Annotated in this window: 20 protein-coding genes; 9 read left to right on the forward strand and 11 right to left on the reverse strand. The window is 58.3% G+C overall.

All coding sequences use genetic code 11. The features are described 5' to 3' along the window. The first annotated feature begins 96 nt into the window (after positions 1-96). Positions 97-2280: an esterase-like activity of phytase family protein gene (locus J7380_RS09920; protein ID WP_209195576.1), complete on the forward strand. Its 2184-nt coding sequence runs from the start codon at positions 97-99 to the stop codon at positions 2278-2280. 174 nt (positions 2281-2454) lie between these two features. Here the strand turns inward: J7380_RS09920 and J7380_RS09925 are convergent, their stop codons facing one another. The 7 genes from J7380_RS09925 to J7380_RS09955 form a co-directional block, all read right to left on the reverse strand. Next, positions 2455-3669 (reverse strand): glycosyltransferase family 87 protein, encoded by a 1215-nt coding sequence (locus J7380_RS09925; protein WP_209195577.1) that lies wholly within the window; start codon positions 3667-3669, stop codon positions 2455-2457. A 263-nt stretch (positions 3670-3932) separates the two neighbouring features. Continuing rightward, positions 3933-4400, reverse strand: coding sequence for an Hsp20 family protein (locus J7380_RS09930; protein ID WP_209195578.1), 468 nt, complete (start codon positions 4398-4400; stop codon positions 3933-3935). A 120-nt stretch (positions 4401-4520) separates the two neighbouring features. Next, positions 4521-5333 (reverse strand): trypsin-like serine protease, encoded by an 813-nt coding sequence (locus J7380_RS09935; protein WP_209195579.1) that lies wholly within the window; start codon positions 5331-5333, stop codon positions 4521-4523. Continuing rightward, positions 5330-6121 (reverse strand): trypsin-like peptidase domain-containing protein, encoded by a 792-nt coding sequence (locus J7380_RS09940; RefSeq protein ID WP_247742472.1) that lies wholly within the window; start codon positions 6119-6121, stop codon positions 5330-5332. Before J7380_RS09940 ends, J7380_RS09935 begins: the two co-directional genes overlap by 4 nt. 118 nt (positions 6122-6239) lie before the next feature. Beyond that, positions 6240-7562: a glycolate oxidase subunit GlcF gene (gene glcF, locus J7380_RS09945; protein ID WP_209195580.1), complete on the reverse strand. Its 1323-nt coding sequence runs from the start codon at positions 7560-7562 to the stop codon at positions 6240-6242. A gap of 4 nt (positions 7563-7566) precedes the next feature. After that, positions 7567-8667 (reverse strand): FAD-binding protein, encoded by a 1101-nt coding sequence (locus J7380_RS09950; RefSeq protein WP_209195581.1) that lies wholly within the window; start codon positions 8665-8667, stop codon positions 7567-7569. A gap of 22 nt (positions 8668-8689) precedes the next feature. Further along, positions 8690-10138 carry an FAD-linked oxidase C-terminal domain-containing protein gene (locus J7380_RS09955; protein WP_209195582.1) on the reverse strand — a complete coding sequence of 483 codons (1449 nt, stop codon included), beginning with the start codon at positions 10136-10138 and terminating at the stop codon, positions 8690-8692. An 81-nt stretch (positions 10139-10219) separates the two neighbouring features. Here J7380_RS09955 and J7380_RS09960 point away from each other — a divergent pair, with 81 nt between their 5' ends. Together J7380_RS09960 and J7380_RS09965 are read left to right on the forward strand one after the other, a co-directional pair. Next, positions 10220-10918 carry a DUF599 domain-containing protein gene (locus J7380_RS09960; protein ID WP_209195583.1) on the forward strand — a complete coding sequence of 233 codons (699 nt, stop codon included), beginning with the start codon at positions 10220-10222 and terminating at the stop codon, positions 10916-10918. A 35-nt stretch (positions 10919-10953) separates the two neighbouring features. Next, positions 10954-11301: a hypothetical protein gene (locus J7380_RS09965; protein ID WP_209195584.1), complete on the forward strand. Its 348-nt coding sequence runs from the start codon at positions 10954-10956 to the stop codon at positions 11299-11301. 2 nt (positions 11302-11303) lie between these two features. Here J7380_RS09965 and J7380_RS09970 read toward each other — a convergent pair whose 3' ends face one another. The 4 genes from J7380_RS09970 to J7380_RS09985 all read right to left on the reverse strand — a co-directional run bounded on the left by J7380_RS09970 (position 11304) and on the right by J7380_RS09985 (position 14170). Further along, positions 11304-11789, reverse strand: a complete 486-nt coding sequence (locus tag J7380_RS09970; protein ID WP_209195585.1) for an NAD(P)H-dependent oxidoreductase — start codon at positions 11787-11789, stop codon at positions 11304-11306. Position 11790: 1 nt separating this feature from the next. After that, positions 11791-12261: a 23S rRNA (pseudouridine(1915)-N(3))-methyltransferase RlmH gene (rlmH, locus tag J7380_RS09975; protein ID WP_209195586.1), complete on the reverse strand. Its 471-nt coding sequence runs from the start codon at positions 12259-12261 to the stop codon at positions 11791-11793. A 44-nt stretch (positions 12262-12305) separates the two neighbouring features. Further along, entirely contained in the window at positions 12306-12665 is a 360-nt protein-coding gene (gene rsfS, locus J7380_RS09980; protein WP_170353820.1) for a ribosome silencing factor, read from the reverse strand. Positions 12666-12841: 176 nt separating this feature from the next. Next, positions 12842-14170 (reverse strand): mechanosensitive ion channel domain-containing protein, encoded by a 1329-nt coding sequence (locus J7380_RS09985; protein WP_209195587.1) that lies wholly within the window; start codon positions 14168-14170, stop codon positions 12842-12844. A gap of 90 nt (positions 14171-14260) precedes the next feature. On the opposite strand from J7380_RS09985, the gene J7380_RS09990 reads away from it, so the two are divergent. The 6 genes from J7380_RS09990 (at position 14261) to J7380_RS10015 (ending at position 19252) form a co-directional block, all read left to right on the forward strand. Beyond that, entirely contained in the window at positions 14261-14368 is a 108-nt protein-coding gene (locus J7380_RS09990; protein ID WP_174819376.1) for an isopropylmalate isomerase, read from the forward strand. 43 nt (positions 14369-14411) lie between these two features. Beyond that, positions 14412-15815 (forward strand): 3-isopropylmalate dehydratase large subunit, encoded by a 1404-nt coding sequence (leuC, locus tag J7380_RS09995; protein WP_209195588.1) that lies wholly within the window; start codon positions 14412-14414, stop codon positions 15813-15815. Between the two features lie 37 nt (positions 15816-15852). Continuing rightward, a complete protein-coding gene (locus tag J7380_RS10000) occupies positions 15853-16422 on the forward strand; it encodes a DUF308 domain-containing protein (protein ID WP_209195589.1) in 570 nt (189 codons plus the stop codon). A gap of 42 nt (positions 16423-16464) precedes the next feature. Continuing rightward, on the forward strand, positions 16465-17070 hold the full coding sequence (gene leuD, locus J7380_RS10005) for a 3-isopropylmalate dehydratase small subunit (RefSeq protein WP_209195590.1): 606 nt from the start codon (positions 16465-16467) through the stop codon (positions 17068-17070). Between the two features lie 377 nt (positions 17071-17447). Continuing rightward, positions 17448-18227, forward strand: coding sequence for a hypothetical protein (locus tag J7380_RS10010; RefSeq protein WP_247742473.1), 780 nt, complete (start codon positions 17448-17450; stop codon positions 18225-18227). Further along, a complete protein-coding gene (locus tag J7380_RS10015; protein ID WP_209195592.1) occupies positions 18224-19252 on the forward strand; it encodes an endonuclease/exonuclease/phosphatase family protein in 1029 nt (342 codons plus the stop codon). Before J7380_RS10010 ends, J7380_RS10015 begins: the two co-directional genes overlap by 4 nt. Positions 19253-19326 lie beyond the last annotated feature (74 nt).

Here is a 19326-nt window from a genome sequence, read left to right on the forward strand (position 1 = left end):
GCCGCGTTTGTCACAAAACTGAAGCCAAACTGTCACAACACCGCAACGATCCCGGTCCATCCCCCTCGCATCCGTGTGAAAAGAGGAAACCCACCGATGTCGTTGCGCACTGTCTGCCTGACATCTGCCCTTGCTCTGACTGCTGGTCAGGCCTTGGCAGAGATGAATTTCAACCGAATTGCATCCTTCCCCGTGGTGAAAAACATGGCCGAAGGCGCGGACACCACCCGCGAAACCTCGCCCGAGATTATCGCGGCGACCGCAGATGGCATGACGCTGGTCTACACCGACAGCCCGCTGGGCGTGATCGGCATGGTCGACATCACCGACCCCGCGAACCCTGCGCCCTTGGGTGCAATGGAGGTGGGTGGTGAGCCGACATCCGTGGGCATCGTCGGTGAAACCGCTTTTGTCGGCGTGAACACCTCGGAGAGCTATACCGCGCCGTCTGGTAAGCTGATCTCGGTCGATATCGCGGGCAAGGCCGAAACCGGCGCCTGTGATCTGGGCGGTCAGCCTGACAGTGTTGCCATCGCACCCGATGCCAGCTTTGTCGCCGTGGCGATCGAAAATGAGCGGGACGAAGACCTGAACGACGGCATCATCCCACAGCTGCCCGCGGGTGAGCTGGCGCTGGTGCCGCTGAAAGATGGCGCGCTGGATTGCACAGGCATGAAAATGGCCTCGCTGACCGGCCTGGCCGAGGTTGCGCCGACCGACCCCGAACCTGAATTCGTGGATATCAACGGCCTCGGTGAAACCGTCGTGACGCTGCAGGAAAACAACCACATCGCGGTTGTTGCCAAAGACGGCACCGTGATCAGCCATTTCTCGGCTGGCAGCGTGGATCTGGAGGGCATCGACGCCACGGATGAGCGCGGCGCGCTGATCTTCACCGAAAGCCAGCCGGGCCGCCTGCGCGAACCCGACGCGGTAAAATGGATCGACGACAACCACTTCGCCACCGCCAATGAAGGCGACTATGAGGGCGGCTCGCGTGGTTGGACGATCTTCCACAAGGACGGCACCGTTGTTTACGAAAACGGCACCGAGTTCGAAAAGGCGATCATCCAGATCGGCCACTACCCTGACAAACGCTCGGACAGCAAAGGCGTTGAGCCGGAAAGCGTGACCGCAGCCACCTTTGGCGGCACGCCGATGATCTTTGTGGGGGCCGAGCGCGCCTCGGTCGTGGGGGTCTATGACGCCACCGATCCGGCGAACCCGGTTCTGAAACAACTGCTGCCTTCGGGCGTTGGCCCGGAAGGCTATGTGGCGATCCCCGAGCGGAACCTGCTGATCTCGGCCAATGAAAAAGACCTGATCGAAGATGGCGGCCCGCGCGCGCATGTCAGCATCTTTGAATATCAGGACGCCCCCGCCGCTTACCCGCATCTGACATCGGAAGGCGCGGATGAGCTGATCGGATGGGGGGCGCTGTCCGGTCTGGTGGCCGACGAGGACGGCATGATCTATGCGGTCAATGACAGTTTTTACGGCTTCCAGCCGTCGATCTTCAAGATCGATCCCAGCCAGCAACCCGCCCGCATCGTCGACGTGATCCGCATCCACCGTCAGGATGGCAACCCAGCACAAAAGCTGGACCTTGAAGGCATCACTTTGGACGGCAATGGCGGGTTCTACGTCGCCTCGGAAGGTCGCACTGATCGTGTGATCCCGCACGCGATCTACCACGTTTCAGCCGAGGGCAAGATCAAGGATCGTAAGGGCGAGATCGGCCTGCCTGCCGAACTGATGGCGGTCGAAAAACGCTTTGGGTTCGAAGGCATCACCCGCGTCGGCGACACCCTGTGGATGGCCGTGCAGCGTGAATGGAAGGACGATCCGGACAACCACGTGAAACTGGTGGCCTATAACCTCGAGACCAAGGAATGGGGCGCGGTTCACTACCCCAAAGCGGACCCGGATACCGGTTGGGTCGGCCTGTCGGAAATCGTGGCCTTCGGTGACCATGTCTATGTGATCGAGCGCGACAACCAGCACGACCACCGCGCGGTGACCAAAAAGGTCTACCGTATCCCGCTGTCCGAAATGACCCCGGCCCCCTTGGGCGGCGACCTGCCCGTGGTCAGCAAGGAAGAGGTTCGCGACCTGCTGCCCGACCTGACCTCGACCGGCGGTTACGTTCTGGACAAGATCGAAGGTCTGGCCATCCTGCCCTCGGGCGAGGCGTTTGTGATGACCGACAATGACGGCGTCGACGATGCCTCGGGCGAGACGATGTTCTGGTCGATCGGGTCGGTTTCGGCTGGGAATTAAAGCAAAAAATATTGCGAAAAATGCCCTGCGTGGACGTCATGCAGGGCGTTTTTATCTTGTGTATATGTTACAACTAAGCGGGTACGTTATTGAGCATTTGAAAGCTACCGCATCGATGTATTTACAAATGAGTTGCAGCGCGACTTGCTGGGGCAAGAAGTCATTGCAAATTTGCTAACTCAATCGGGTGTTTCCAAGCTTCCAAAGCAGAAACGCAAATAGGAGCGGCAACACTTGCAAATTCGTCAATTCAACGAGAACCAAGCTTAGCACTGGTGATAGCCAGCAGATCACCCAAAAGAAATCTGGATCCATCCTTTTGGACCGAAACAGCTCTCCTCCGTCTTTGTGCCAAAGAGCCAGAACAATCTGAAAGATTACTAGATCATAGAGGAAGCTGTACGGGAGAATTAAAAACGTGCTCAAAACAAACCATGTAAGACCAAGACGGACATTTTCTGCATCTTTCGGCCAAGCGCGAATTGCCAATAGGATTCCAACCACCGCGTAAACAGCATGCAACCGATATGCCCAGTCAGCACTCAGACCCAGTACACGGCCTTGCATAAAACCTGTCGGTACAAGTGCGAGCATTAGCCCGCCCCATTCTTCAAGAACTCTTTGCTGCTGATCGACTGTGTGTGTAAAAAACAGCTCCCAAGGCTCAAAGCCCCAAGCCCAAACACTCACCCCTAAAATAAAAAGAAACACTGCGCTACCAGCGCAGATCACAGACCACTGGCGTCGAGCAATTAGCATTGGGACAGCCAAAACGCCCAGATGCGGTTTTATAGTTAGAATGGCCCAGCTTACCCCTGCAATAATTGGTCGGCGTTTGGCAAAAGCAAACGCAAAAACGATAAAACTCGCGGTGAAATTGCCATTCTGTCCACCAATAAAGTTCAGGATGCCAGCTGGCGACAAAACTACAAGCGGGGTCCAGAACCAAGGCAACCTAAGCGTGTTTAGCGCCAATAAGATTAAAAATACCCCGAAGACATGCCAAATAGTCAATGCAAGTGAGTAGTCAAATATCCCAAAGAAACTTGCTGGCAGAAACATTGTCGGTGGATAGGACCAATAGTGATGTGAATAGCCAGAGCCATAATTTTCCCAAATCAGCAGCATGTAAGATTCAGGAGAAAACAGGACTTCATACTGATCTGCCGCAAGCAATTCACCCGCAGTGTATAAGTTGAGAAAATCTCGCCCTACCAACATGCCCGTTTCGCCTGGCTCCAATCCGTCAGTCAGATTGAGCAGGTAAAACACGAGAAGGAAAAAAGCCAAACCGGCCCAGATCAAGGCCACGGCTACCTTTTTTCCACCATCCAGAATATTGTTTTTAAACATTATTTTTTTAGATTTACGTAAAAATACAGATTTCAAAGCAAACAACCCGAAAACACTGCTAAAAAATTGCAGACTTCCAAAAGTAGATAAAGAAGTGAAAAATCTACATCAAAAACATTTGTCCTAGTGCGACATTTTTCTCGAAAGTTGATTATTCCGCCACGTCTCGCCTTTCTCCGTCTAGGTGCGGAAAAAGCTGACTCCCGCTCCCAAAAACAACGCCCCGCGTCTGGAGGAACGCGGGGCGTGCAGTCTGCGATAACCCCGAGAGGCAGGACTATCGCGGTGGTCGGACGGCCTTAGTTCACGGCTTTGGCGTCAACCACGTCCTTTTCGATGGCCTGACCAGACGAAATCTGAATCCGGCGCGGTTTCAGCGCTTCGGGCACCTCGCGCTTGAGGTCGATGTTCAGCATGCCGTTCTCGTGGCTGGCACCGGTGACGCGGACGTGGTCGGCCAGCGCAAAGCGGCGCTCGAACGCGCGGGTGGCAATGCCACGGTGCAGGTAGGAACGGTCCTTGTCCTCAGCGGCCTTCTTGCCGGCCACGATCAGGGCGTTTTCCTTCACCTCGACCGACAGGTCGGCCTCGGCGAAACCGGCGACAGCGACGGAAATCCGATAGGTGTCGGCATCGGTTTTTTCAATGTTGTAAGGCGGATAGCTGGGCTGGGCCACGTCATTGGTCAGAACGCGATCCATCATGTCGGCGATCTGGTCAAAGCCAATGGTGGCGCGGTGCAGCGGTGCAAAATCAAAACTACGCATGTTGTGTATCCTCATCTGAGCGATCTACGATATGCCCTCCGGTTTGGACGGGCGTTTGCTGTGTCAGGTCCCATCATTGGCGACCCGATACAGTTCAGATGGGTAACGATTTGACCGAGTTCAACCCCCGCCCGAGCTGATGAATTTCGCGCCGGAATTGGACTTGCCCGAACCGACCTGCAAGCGTCGGATCTCGGCTTTGGGTTGCGGGGCGTCCCGACGCAGCGCGGCCTTCAATTCCGACACTATTCCGGACAATTCCATCCCGAACCCGACCTTTTGCCTCCCGTCGCTGCCAACAGCGGACACGACGGAGAGAATCTGCCAGCGTGACCCGCTCCGGGCCAGCAAGGCCGAACCGGACGACCCAAAGGTGATATCGCAATTGAACGTGATCAATCCCTGATGGCGCCGCAGAATTCGACAAGAGCGTTCCCGCGTTATCGCCTCGGACCGGCCGCGCCCGTACGAAGCAAGGCTGACCTCATTGCCCAAAACGCGCCCGCTGTGCAGGGCGAAAGGGTTGGCCACGGAATACGGGATCGGTTGATCCAGCCGCATCAGCGCAACGTCAATCCGAACAGCCTCGGCCGATAGCCCACCGTGCTTGGTATAGTCGGGATGAATGGCGATCTGTTCGACTTTGCGCTCTGCCAGTGCCTCACCATCGCTCAGCCCAGCCCGAAAGGTTAACTGGCCCGGCGCGTATAGCTGGCCGGTTCCCCGATCCAGCGCGCAATGGGCAGCGGTCAGGACAATATCCTGCGCGATCAGAGTACCGGTGCAAAACCCTCGGTTGCCGATATCCAGACGCCCCACAGCCTCCCAACCATAAAGATCATCCCGGTCAGTCAGCTTTCGCTTTGCGCTCTGTGCAAAGGATGCGGTCGCTAGACCGATAAAGCACAAGGCAGTCAGCAATGCACGGATCATGGTTTGACGAACCTTGCGCCAACATTATTTCGCGCGGCGCCCTGCGGGGTCTTGGCGATAAAGCCACGACCCGCCGACAATTCCCTTTGCAGAATGGTCAGAGAATCTTCGACCGTTGTTCCGACCGCTACGCGCTGTCCGTCAAATTCTGCCTTTGCGGCGACCACGGACACAATGCGAGGGCGATCACCCTCGAAGGAAAATACTGGCGCACCAGAGGACCCGAACTCTACGTCACAAGACATGACAAGAACGTCGGACCTGCGGCTCATGACCGAGCACACCTCTTGCAGCGCCGGAGCTTCGGCCCTGTCTCGCGCGTAGGATACGACACCAACCTCTTCCCCTCGGGCAGGGCGATCACCTGTTTCAAAAGGAACGACCGTTGTGTTTCGGATCGGTTGCCACAACTCGATCAGCGCAATGTCATTGCCGATGCGGGCTGCGGTCGCATCTTCGCCATACTGGTATTTCGGATGCACAACCGCTCGACGCGCGGCGCGATAGGCAGATGCGCGCCCAAGTCGCCACGCGGCCAGAAACTCGACATCGGACAAATCCACACGCTGACCTGTGGCTTTGTCAAACAGGCAATGCGCGGCCGTCAGGACCAGCGTCGGAGAGATCAACGTGCCTGTACAGAACCCCGTTCCGCCAATATCCAGGCGTCCAACCGCCATCCACGCGCGGCCCGCATCAGTCGTATCCAGGCTTTTCAACCTGGAATCCTGCGCAATCGCAGCCATCGGCATCAAAGCCAGTGTCAGAACCTTCAACCAGTCTCGCAAGCGCTTCTCCGACGTTGCTTGGTACGTTTCCTCCTACGCGCCACGTGGGGCGAAATTAGGGCGCTTGCTTGTCGGGTTGAATCCGATCGCGACAGTCTGGCACTGCCGTATCAGATACCTACCTTAAGATCGGCACCTCTCGGTCTGGCCTGCGGTCCTGCTGCATAGCCCGCGGCAACGGACCTCCGGTCGCCCAATCAAGCAGTTCGACCGTATGCAGAATCGGAACCTCGGTGGCCGACCCTATTTGCATCATACATCCGATATTGCCTGCGGCAATAACGTCGGGGTTCTTGGCCTCCAACGTTCTAACCTTGCGCTGTTTCAGCTTGCCCGAGATTTCGGGCTGCATCAGATTGTACGTCCCCGCGCTGCCGCAACACAGATGGCTGTCGGCGGGTTCAACAACAGAAAAACCCGCTCGTTTCAGTAGATCCTTTGGATAGGTCTTGATCTTTTGACCATGCTGCAGGGAACAGGCCGCGTGGTAGGCGACAGTCATGCCCTTATCCGCGCCCTCAGACAGGTCCAACTGCATCAGCACCTCGCTGATATCCATGGCAATATCCGACACCCGCGCCGCGTCCTTGGCCAAGGCGTCATTGCGGAACATATGCCCGTAATCCTTCACGGTCGTTCCACAGCCCGACGTGTTAATGACGATGGCATCCAACCCATCCCCATCCATCTCGGCCACCCAAGCGCCGATATTGGCAGCGGCCGCTTTGTGGCTGTCATCGGACTTGCCCATGTGATGCGTCAGCGCCCCACAACAACCCGCGCCCTCGGCCACCACGACCTCGCAGCCCAGCCGGGTCAGCAGGCGGATGGTGGCATCGTTGATATCAGTGTTCAGCGCCTTCTGAGCGCATCCCGTCATCAGCGCCACACGCTTTTTGCGCGCACCCTTGGGAGCAAAGCTTTGCGGGTCATCATTGCGACTGACCGGAGGGATATGCTTCGGCGCCATATCCAGCATCGCCCGCAACCGCGCATCCGGCATCAGGAATTTGAACGGACGGCCCAGCTTGGCCCCGATCAGAGCCCAGCGGAACCGCATCGGATAAGGCAGGATCTGCGCCAGCACCCAGCGCAGGGCGCGGTCGGTGAAGGGGCGTTTGTACTTCTGCTCGATATATTCGCGCGCGTGATCGACCAGATGCATGTAATGCACACCGGATGGACAGGTGGTCATGCAGGCCAGACAGGACAGGCAGCGGTCGATATGTTTGACCGTTTTTTCATCCGGCACACGCTCGTTTTCCAGCATGTCCTTGATCAGGTAAATCCGCCCGCGGGGGCTGTCCAACTCGTCCCCCAGCACCTGATAGGTGGGGCATGTGGCGGTGCAAAAGCCGCAATGCACACAACTGCGCAGAATCTGGTTCGAGCGCTGGATCGCCGGGTCTTGCAGTTGTTTTTCGGTGAATGTCGTCTGCATCGGCCTACCCCATCAATCCCGGATTGAACAATCCGCGCGGGTCGAAACGCTGACGAATGCCCTGTGTCAGAGCCTGAATTCCGGCACTTTCCGGCTGGAACCGCCCCAGGGCCTCAACCGTTTCGGCCTCTGCCCTGACCAAGGTCGCATGACCGTCAAATGCCCCTAGACGTGCCCGCAGGTCCGTGCCTTTGGGCACCAGCGCCCAGATCAGCCCGCCGCCCCAATCGAACAGCGTCTGATCCGCCCCAAGCCGCGCCGCAATCCCAGGCGCATCCGAGGGTTTGACCGAGATCCGCCATACATCTCCATCATGCCCGTGAAACGCCGATACGTCCCGAATGGCCTGCCAAATCTCGGCCGAACCGTCGCGCTCCGCGACATCCCCGTATTCCGCCAAAATCGACTTTAACTGCCCAACGCGATACGCCACGGAGTCAGCGAAACCTTCAATTCTCAGCAACGCATGACCGTCTTGCGGATCATAGGCCGCACCCGCGACCTCGAAAGGGGATTTCAAGGCCGCAGACAATGCCCCCACCGCACGGGATGCATCGGCAACTCGCACTGCCAACGTCGCCACTGCCTGTGGCTTGGGCAGCACTTTCAGCGACACTTCGGTCAACACACCCAATGTGCCCCACGACCCGCCCATCAGCTTGACCAGATCATAGCCGGTGACGTTCTTCATCACCCGACCGCCATTCTTGACCACTTGCCCCTTGCCATCGACATACCGCACGCCCAACAGAAAATCGCGACAGGCCCCGGCCTGAATGCGGCGCGGGCCCGAGATATTGGCGGCCACGACACCGCCAATGGTGGGTGCACCATTCGTACCCAACAGACCGCGATGATCCATCGGCTCGAACGCCAGTTGCTGCCCTTCGGCCTCCAACGCGGCCTCGATCTCGGCCAACGGGGTGCCGGCCTGCGCCACAATCGTCAGCGCGCCCGGTTCGTACAGGGTGATCCCGCTAAGTCCGCCGGTTTCGATAGTCATCTCTGGCCCACCGATCCCGCGGGATCCACCGCCTGCAATTCGCACGGGGCCCTGCAGCCCGGCCACTGCTTCGGCCAGCTCGGCCTCAGTCCTGGGTTTCATCACATTTCTTCTTTGCTAGAGCCTATTCTGCAGCGATCCGCGCATCGCGGCGGGGCTGAGACACATCCAATGGGAACACCTTGGCCGGGTTCAACAGCCAGTTCGGATCAAACACATCTTTGACGGCCATCTGCGCCTCAAGATCCGCATGCGCGTATTGATGCGACATCAGATCCCGCTTTTCGATGCCCACACCATGTTCGCCGGTCAGACATCCGCCGACATCCACGCAAAGCTTCAGGATATCCGCCCCGAACGCTTCGCATTTCTCAAGATCGCCGGGTTTATTGGCATCGAACAGGATCAGCGGGTGCATATTGCCGTCGCCCGCGTGGAACACGTTGCCCACGGGCAGGCCATAGTCTTCGCTTAGCTCTCCGATCCGGCGCAGCACCTGCGGCAGAGCAGACACGGGGATCGTCCCATCGAGGCACATATAGTCGTTCATCTGCCCCATCGCGCCAAAGGCAGATTTGCGGCCCAGCCAAATCTTGGCGCTTTCCTCCGCCGACTGACTCTCGCGCAGCTCGACCGGGTTATGCCTCTTGGCGATCTCGATGATCTTGGACAGCTGATAGTCGATTTCGGCCTCGGACCCTTCGACCTCGACGATCAGCAAGGCGTGGCAGTCGGGGTAGCCGGCCTGAGCAAAGTTCTCGCACGCCTTGATACACAGCGTATCCATGAACTCGATCGCCACCGGCAGGATGCCAGATTTGATAATGTCAGACACACATTGCCCGGCAACTTCGTTATCATCAAAGCCCATCAGAACGGGCCGCGCACCTTCGGGCTTGCGCAGGATGCGCAGGGTTGCCTCGGTCACGACACCCAACTGTCCCTCGGATCCGCAAACCACGCCCAGCAAGTCCAGCCCGCCCGCGTCCAGATGCGCGCCGCCGATTTCGACCACACTGCCATCCATCATCACCATCGTGACGCCCAGCAAGTTGTTCGTCGTCACACCGTATTTCAGGCAATGTGCCCCGCCCGAGTTCATCGCGATATTGCCCGCAATCGCACAGGCCAGCTGCGACGACGGGTCGGGGGCATAGAAGAAATCATCTTCTTCCACGGCACCTGTCACACTCAGATTGGTACGGCCGGTCTGAACGCGGATGAAGCGGTTATCATAGTCGGTTTCCAGAACGTCATTCATTCGGGCGATGCCCAGAATGACGCTGTCCGCCGTGGGCAATGCCCCGCCTGCCAGCGACGTGCCCGAGCCGCGCGGAACCACCGGCACGCCCTCTTCATTGCAGATGCGCAGCACGTCCGAGACCTCAGACGTCGTAGATGGTAGCACCGCCAACATCGGAGGGCAGCGATAAGCCGTCAGCGCGTCGCACTCATACGCGCGCGTCTCGGCCGGGTCGTGGATCACCGCATCTTCTGGCAAAACCTGCTGCAATCGGCGCAGAACTACGTCCTTTCGACGCAGGATGTCGGGATTTGGCTTTGGCATTTCCATGGCGGCCCTCCAGTTTGGTAAAATAATATTACCAATTTTCTGATCTGGCAAGTTCTAACGTCACAACCTAGTGTCACGCTTATGTCCTGGATTGATCAGTCTCTGCCCTTCGCGCCCCTCGATTTTGTCGGCATCGCCTTGCTGATCGGCGCGTGGCTGTGGATCGGCTGGCGGATCGAAAACCCGTCCCCTGAAAAACCCTCGGTCGGGATGATCATGGATGGCTATCGCCGGGACTGGATGAAGGAAATGGTCACGCGCCAACCACGCATGTTCGACGCGCAAGTGGTGGGCACGATGCGACAGGGTAGCACATTCTTCGCCTCGACTACGATGATCGCCATCGGGGGTGGGCTGGCCCTTTTGGGCAATACCGAACGGCTGGCAGGACTGGCGCAGGATCTGGCCCTGGGGACCGCACCCGCGTTGGTGTGGGAGGTCAAGATCCTGATCATCCTGTTGTTTTTGGCCAATGCCTTTCTGAAATATGTCTGGGCGCATAGATTGTTTGGCTATTGCGCCGTGCTGATGGCCGCCGTCCCGAATGACCCCGATGATCCCACCGCTTATCCCCGTGCCGGGCAAGCAGCCGAGATCTGCGTCACCGCTGCCCGCGCCTTTAATCGCGGCCTGCGGGCGACGTATTTCGCACTGGCGGCCGTGGCGTGGATTCTGGGACCTGTAGCTTTGATTGCGGGGACCGTGGCGACACTGGCGATGCTGTATCGGCGCGAGTTCGCATCGCATTCGCGCACGGTACTGCTTAACACCGGATCGTGATCACCACTCTGCATCAATGAGGTTAAGTTCAAATCATGCGATATCTTGTTTTGACCGCCCTTCTGGCCACCCCCGCCCTTGCCGATGATCCCGTGATCGAGGCCGTCACTGCCAAACAGAGCGGTGAGACATGGCGATTCGATGTCACCGTCCTCCATCCCGAAACGGGTTGGGATGACTACGCCGATGGCTGGCGTGTGCTGGATATGGAGGGGAAAGAGCTAGGGATGCGCGTACTGCATCACCCGCATGAGAATGAACAACCGTTTACCCGATCCCTCAGCGGCGTGGCGATTCCCGAAGGCGTGACGCGGGTGCAGGTACAAGCCCGCACCAACACGGATGGCTGGGCCAAAGAGACCTTTGTGGTCGATCTGAACTGAGTTCAGAAGACCCCCATCGCCAACCCGGCGGCCATGGCCAAGCCCAATTCGCGGCAGTTGACCAACTGAGCGTCGGGGATGGTTTTCTCGGCCAGAATCGCCTCGGGCGTTTGCGCATGGGTGCAGATGATCAAAGGCGGCTGCACCACTTTCAACCGCCAGCCGGTGGCGATGCGGGCGGTTTGGCGGGCGGCGTTTTCGCCATCGGACCCGGCGCAAACCATCTGCGCATAGGGGCGGCCCTCAATGCGGCCCAGAACCGGGTAGTAGCTGCGATCGAAGAACTCTTTCATTAGACCCGAAACAGCGGCCAGATTCTCAGGCGCGCAGAAGATATAGCCGTCGGCTTGCAGTAAGTCTTCCGGTCCGGCCTGATCCGCGGTTTTCAGAACCACATCCGCCTCATCCCGCGCGGCCCGCGCCGCGGCTTCGGCCATTTGCCGGGCCCCACCGGTACGCGAATGGTAGACGATCAAAAGCTGCGCCATATTAGACCCGGTGATAAGGGCCGCCCGAGAGAATGGTCGCGGCCCGATAAAGTTGCTCGGCCAGCATCACACGGACCAACATGTGGGGCCAGACCATCGACCCGAATGAGATCGAAAAATCCGCCTCTGCCCGCAGATTAGGGTCTATTCCGTCCGCTCCGCCGATGATCAGCGCCAGATCCTGCCGCCCGGCATCGCGCCAGCCGCCCAGCTTTTTGGCAAAATCTGGCGAGGACATTGCTCGCCCCCGTTCGTCCAGCGTACAGATCACCGCGCCCTTGGGCAGCGCCTTGCGTAGCAACGCGGCCTCGGCCCCCATGCCTGCGTTTTTTTTGTCTTCAACCTCAATCACCCGCGCGGGACCAAGGCCCAGCGCGCGGCCGGTCCGGTCAAATCGGGTCAGGTAATCGTCAAGCAGGGTCTTTTCGGGTCCGGCGCGCAATCGCCCGACCGCAACTATGCTGATCCGCATATCTCTCTCGCCTCCGGCCTTTCAATCCAGGCCGGGATGGCGCCTCAGTTCGCCGAGGCGCTGCCGCCCGCAGGCAGCCACATCTTTTCCAGCTGGTAGAATTCGCGCACTTCGGGGCGGAAGATATGGACGATCACGTCGCCCGTATCGATCAACACCCAGTCGCCGGCATCCTTGCCTTCGACTTTCGAGGTGAAACCGAATTCCTGCTTGATGCGATCCGTCAGCTTTTCCGCCATGGCAGCCACCTGACGGGTCGACCGACCCGAGGCAATCACCATGTGATCCGCAACAGAAGACTTACCTTGCAGGTTGATCTGCACGACGTCTTCGGCCTTGTCATCGGAAAGTGAGGAAAGGATACGCTCAAGCAGCTTGTCGCTGATTGACTGAGAGTGGGCCATCACGCTGGCCCCGTCATCGGCGGGCAAACCCGCCTGGGTATGTAGAGACAGGACATAGTCCTCCTTTGCTGCACGCCATCAAATCCCGGCGCCGGGGTACTAATAAGGTAACAAGGGGAATGCAACATTTCAATGAAGCGCCGCGCAACGTGGGGTCACTCCAATGCGATCTGTTGCTACTCTGCGTCGGACAAAAGTCGCACTTCACGCTGCGGGAAAGGCAGAGTGATCCCCTCGGCTTTAAACGCATCCCACAGCGCCAGATAGACATTGCCGCGGATGTTCGTCAGCCCTTTGGTCGGGTCGCTGATCCAAAAGCGCAGGACATAGTCGACGCTGCTGTCCCCGAAACCGGTAATATGGCAGACTGGTTCATGTAGACCGCCGCTCAGAACCCGACCTACCGATTTTACTGATTTGATGGCCGTTGCACGTACCTGGTGCGGGTCGTCGTCGTAGCTGGTACCGAACTCAAGATCCAGCCGTACGAACTTGTCGGAATGCGACCAGTTCACGACCTGACTGGTGATCAGATCTTCGTTCGGGATCAGGTATTCCCGCCCATCCCGCGTCACGACCGAGACATAACGCGCGCCCAGAGCGTTGATCCACCCAAACGTATCGCCAAGCGAGATCACATCGCCCGGCTTGATCGAACGATCCATCAGGATGATGATCCCCGAGATCAGGTTAGATACCACCTTTTGCAGCCCAAACCCGATGCCCACACCGATGGCACCGGACAACAGTGCAATCCCGGTCAGGTCAAAGCCCAACGTTCGAATGGCTGCCAAGAAAACCGCCCCATACAGAACCACCTGAATGCCCTTGGCCAATAGAACCTGCATGGAAGGCGTAATGTCATCGTTGTTTTTCAAACCACGTTCGGCTGCGCGCGTCCCCACACGCGCCAACGTCAGCAAAACACCGATCAACAGCGTCGCCTTGATGATCCCCAGCACCGAGATATGCAGATCTCCGATAGAAATCGCGACTCCGTCCAAAAACTCGGCCACGTCATCAGTCAGATTCAGGGCGACAAGCGTTGCATAGACCCACATGGCCCATTTGAAGATCCGCCGCAGCGTCCGGTTGCGCACCAGTCGCGCCACCAGCGCTATGGCCAACCACGCCGTCGCCAAAGTCGCGATAACGCCAATGATATAGCTGCGGGACGGCCATGTGATCTGCTGCATGACCAGATACAGTGCCCAGGACAGCACTACGAAATAGACCAGCGTCAAGCGCTGCATCAGCTGTACTAAAACGCGCAAACGCCATTTGGGCCACCCCGTGCGCGCCCGCGCCCACGTGTCCCACCGGCCTTGCGTGAAAAGCTTAAGGCCAAATGCCAAAGCCCATAGCAATAGAATGATCACCAGCTGGTGCTGACGCCAGCCCGGCGTGACCACCAGTTCAAGAAGGTTTTCGAATTGCACGGAAAAGCCCGCGACCATGTTGTCATAGAGGTCCGACAGCGAGCTGGGGATCAGGTCTTGATTCATGCCCCCAGCTTGGACAGCACAGCCCCATGATGCAAGCCTGACGCAGTTTTGAACCTTGATTGACGGCAAGCCGCGATATATCTGGACGCCATGAGACTCACTGTAGCCCAAATTCAGAACCTGGAAGACCGCGCACGCCTGCGCGAACGGTTCTATGGGGCTGCCCGCACGGTTCTGGCCCGCCTATCGGCGGCCTAAGCCATTTCGCCAGCCATTTCTCATTACATACGGGAGAGGACCGATGTCCCCCAAAACACTCTATGACAAGATCTGGGATGCCCATGTCGCGCACGAAGCCGATGATGGCACCTGCCTGCTGTATATTGACCGCCACCTGGTTCACGAAGTGACCAGCCCGCAGGCCTTTGAAGGGCTGCGTATGGCGGGCCGCAAAGTGCGCGCGCCGGAAAAGACCATCGCGGTACCGGACCACAACGTCCCCACCACCGCCGACCGCGTGAACGGGATCGAGAACCCGGAATCGCGCATTCAGGTCGAAGCGCTGGATAAGAACGCCAAGGATTTCGGCATTCACTACTACCCGGTGCATGACGTGCGCCAGGGCATCGTCCACATCGTCGGCCCCGAACAGGGCTGGACCCTGCCCGGCATGACCGTGGTTTGCGGCGACAGCCACACCGCCACCCACGGCGCGTTTGGCGCGCTGGCCCACGGCATTGGGACTTCTGAGGTTGAGCACGTTCTGGCCACGCAGACCCTGATCCAGAAAAAATCCAAGAACATGAAGGTGGAAATCACCGGCAAATTGCAGCCGGGCGTGACCGCCAAGGATATCACTCTGGCCGTGATCGGTGAGACCGGTACCGCTGGCGGCACCGGCTATGTCATCGAATATTGCGGTGAAGCGATCCGCGATCTGTCGATGGAAGGCCGCATGACCGTCTGTAACATGGCCATCGAAGGCGGCGCCCGCGCGGGCCTGATCGCCCCCGACGAGACCACGTTCGAATATGTCAAAGGCCGCCCCCACGCCCCGAAAGGCGCGCAATGGGAAGCCGCGATGGACTGGTGGAAAACGCTCTATACCGACGAAGGTGCGCATTTCGACAAGGTCATCACCCTGCGCGGTGAAGATATCGCGCCCGTCGTCACCTGGGGCACCAGCCCCGAAGACGTGCTGCCGATCACCGCAACCGTGCCGAACCCCGAAGATTTCGAAGGTGGCAAGGTCGACGCGGCCCGCCGCTCGATCGAGTATATGGGTCTGGAAGCCGGTCAAAAGCTGAGCGATGTGGAAATCGACACCGTCTTTATCGGCTCCTGCACCAACGGTCGGATCGAGGATCTGCGCGCCGCGGCCGAAATCCTCAAGGGCAAAAAGGTCAAGGACGGCATGCGCGCCATGGTCGTGCCCGGCTCGGGCCTTGTGCGTTTGCAGGCCGAAGAAGAAGGTCTGGCAGATATCTTCAAAGAGGCCGGTTTCGAATGGCGTCTGGCGGGATGCTCCATGTGTCTGGCGATGAACCCTGACCAGTTGCAACCGGGCGAGCGCTGTGCTGCGACCTCGAACCGTAACTTCGAGGGGCGTCAGGGCCGCGGAGGTCGGACCCACCTGCTAAGCCCGGCAATGGCTGCCGCCGCGGCACTCACAGGACGGCTGACAGACGTCCGCGAATTGATGTAAGGTACCCTCATATCTAGATATTTGAGGGATTGAACAAATGAGTGACTGGATCAAATGGCTGCTGTTGGGGCTTCTGTCCATCGCGTTTGGCATCTTTGTGCTGGGCGCGCCTGCGGTGGCGTCTATTGCAGTAACGGTGGTAACCGGTGTGTTGCTGCTGATTTCGGGTGTGTTGCAGATTGTCGGCGGCTTTACGGTCGAAGGCACCGGTAACAAGATCCTTTCGCTTATCATGGGTGTGGTGATGGTGTTCCTTGGATGGTCCTTCTGGATGCATCCACTTGAGGGTACGCTGACATTGGCAACCGTCTGCCTGATCCTGTTTCTGGCTGGCGGTATCGCCCGGGTTATCCTGTCGTTCCAGATGCGTGGCACACAGTATTTCTGGGCAACGCTGATCTCGGGCGTGATGTCGATTGTTCTGGCTGTCCTGATCTGGCGTTTTGCTGCCACCGACCCTGCGGTACTGTTCCAGTTGCTGGGCATTCTGCTGGGGATCGAGATGCTGTTCAACGGGCTTGGTCTGGTCTTCATGGCGTTCTTCGTCAAGAACAACCCCGACGCCACCCTATCACCTGACGAAACCACAGAAGCGAAACAAGCTTAAAAGCAGGGTACGGGCGCGGCCCTCCCCTGCAGGAGTGTAGAGATGGAAAAGTTCGAAAAAGTCCACGGGGTGGCCGCCCCAATGCCGCTGATCAATATCGACACCGATATGATCATCCCCAAAGTGCACCTGAAAACGATCAAACGGTCCGGCCTTGGCGTCGTGCTGTTTGACGAGATGCGCTATCACGACGATGGCGGCGAGAACGAGGATTTCGTTCTCAACAAACCCGCCTATCGCCAGACCGAGATTCTGGTGGCCGGCGACAATTTCGGCTGCGGTTCCTCGCGCGAACACGCGCCCTGGGCGATCAAGGATTTCGGCATCAAGGTGGTGATCTCGACCAGCTTCGCCGACATCTTCTTTAACAACTGTTTCAAGAACGGCATCCTGCCCATCGTGGTTGAAGAAGAACACCATGCGATCCTGATGGATGACGCGCATAAGGGCGAGAATGCCCGCATGACCGTGCATCTGGAAGATCAGAAGATCACGACCTCGGACGGCGTCGAGATCGAATTTGACATTGACCCTCACCGCAAGCACTGCCTGCTGAACGGTTTGGACGATATTGGCCTGACCATGGAGAAAGATCACCACATCGACAAGTTCGAGGATCACGCAAGCCAGGCCCGCCCCTGGGTCTGATTCTTTCGATTCTGCAAACACTCAACTTATTGGGGTCGCGTCAGCGGCCCCTTTCGCATTCTTGGGGTCGAGACTAACGCGACCACAACATATTGCGGGCGTCTTAAATACCGCGTCGGATTTGCGACACGAATGATGCAAACCCGCACCAGTTTTGCCATCTTTTTGCCCAAAATGGCGTGTTTTCTGCACCTTGGCTTGAGCGAAGTGCCTTAGGGGGCCAGTGTTGGCGCTAAAGAGGCATCCGTCAAAATAATCAACGGCGGGCACAAGTTGGAAAGAAGTCGGCAAAGAATCGGCCTATCCAGTTTGAAAGGGTTCGGATAGTGATTGCGCGCACAACAGGGGCGGCAATTCGGGGGATATTGGTTGCACTGATGGTGCTGACCCCCGCGTTGTATCTGCCCGTATCGTCAACGAATGGGACCGAGATCGTCGTGTTTCTCGCCATTCTCGCGTTTTTCCTGACGTTTGCCGAATATAACTCGGCCTTTCCCAGCTTTATCGAATTCCGAGATGCGCCGCCTGTAAACCGCCTGAGGTTCGTCGGACTTGTATCGATGATCATGTTCCTGACGCTGATCTGCAAGAATGCCTACGCGCCGACCGCTCTGACCGAGGTATTCTACACGATAGGCGTTGGTGTCGCGAATGTCGTCGATTTCCCGTATTCGCCCGTTCGGCTGATCGTTCTTATGCTACCCGTTGACGCAAGCATTCCACTGACCGAACTGGTTCGCATTTCAGCCAGCGTTGCGTATGTGGCTGCGCTGGCCACGATCGGCAGCTTTGCATATGCGGTCAAACTGCGCGGGTGGCCTACAGGCAATGGCGCGTTCAATGTGTGGACCAACCTACCACTGTTCGACCCCACAAAAGGCGGAGACGTCGTCACCCGCCTGCAGCGAGACGGTCGTCTGAATATCTCGATCGGAGTGTTGCTGCCCTTCCTGATACCGGCGCTGATCAAACTGCTGACCGACTATGCGAATCCGATCTCGCTCAGCAACCCGCAGACGCTGATCTGGACCATGAGCGCCTGGGCCTTCCTGCCGGCCAGTATGATCATGCGCGGTATGGCCACCCTGCGCATTGCGAACCTGATCGTCGAAAAGCGCCGCGCATATTCAACAACCGAGTCCACACAGACCGCATGATCCGCGTCTTGCTTTTGCTGCTGCTGCCCTTTGCGGCGCAGGCAGAAACCATCCGTGTAGCCTCATTCAACACCGAACTCAGCCGTGACGGCCCGGGCCTGCTGCTGCGCGATATTCGGCGCGGCGATCCGCAGGTACAGGCCGTGGTCGCGGTTCTGACGCGGACCCGCCCTGATATCGTTGCGCTACAGGGTGTCGATTGGGACCTGAATGGCGAAGTGCTTGCTGCTCTGAAGTCCGAGCTGCGCTTGGCTGGGCTGGACTACCTGCACCACTTTTCCGCGCAACCAAACGCAGGTTTGGAAACCGATCTGGATCTGGATGGCGACGGTCGCACACATGGTCCAGGGGACGCTCAGGGTTGGGGTCGCTTTACTGGTCAGGCGGGCATGGTCGTTCTGTCCCGCTATCCCATTGTGCGTGAAGGCGTTCAGGATTTCGCGCCATTGCTGTGGCGCAATGCGCCCGATGCGCAGCTACCGGTCAAGGATGGTGCCCCCTTCCCATCCGACGCGGCGCACCGCGTTCAGCGCTTGTCTTCCGTCGGGCATTGGGTTGTTCCGATCGAAACGCCCTTTGGGCCATTGGACCTGCTAACCTTCCACGCGGCGCCACCGGTGTTCGACGGGCCTGAAGACCGCAATGGCCTGCGCAACAAAGATGAAATCCTGTTGTGGCTTGCCCTTTTAAACGATCGGATCGGCACACCGCCCCATGCGGCTTTCGTCATTGCCGGAGACGCAAATCTGGACCCGTCACGGGGCCAAGGGCGCAAAGAGGCCATTCGCATGCTGTTAGAAGACCAACGTCTGCAAGACCCCGAGCCTGCGGACCCAACCGGCAACACGGCCACGGTCAGTTGGAAATCAGTTGGGGAAATGCGGGTCGACTACGTTCTGCCTTCGACGCATTTGCGCGTGGTGGACGCGGGCATTCATTGGCCCGACACAGACACAGGCTTGCGAAAAGAGGCGCAAGCAGCCAGTCGCCACCGTTTGGTATGGGTCGATCTGGCCCAGCCATAGAGGCTCAAAAAGCGGCATCAGCAGGAATACAAACCCTGCACAGGGTATCAGCCCGGACCAGCAGATATCCGGGC

The organism is Ruegeria sp. R8_1, from assembly GCF_017743815.1.
Lineage (GTDB): Bacteria > Pseudomonadota > Alphaproteobacteria > Rhodobacterales > Rhodobacteraceae > Ruegeria > Ruegeria lacuscaerulensis_A.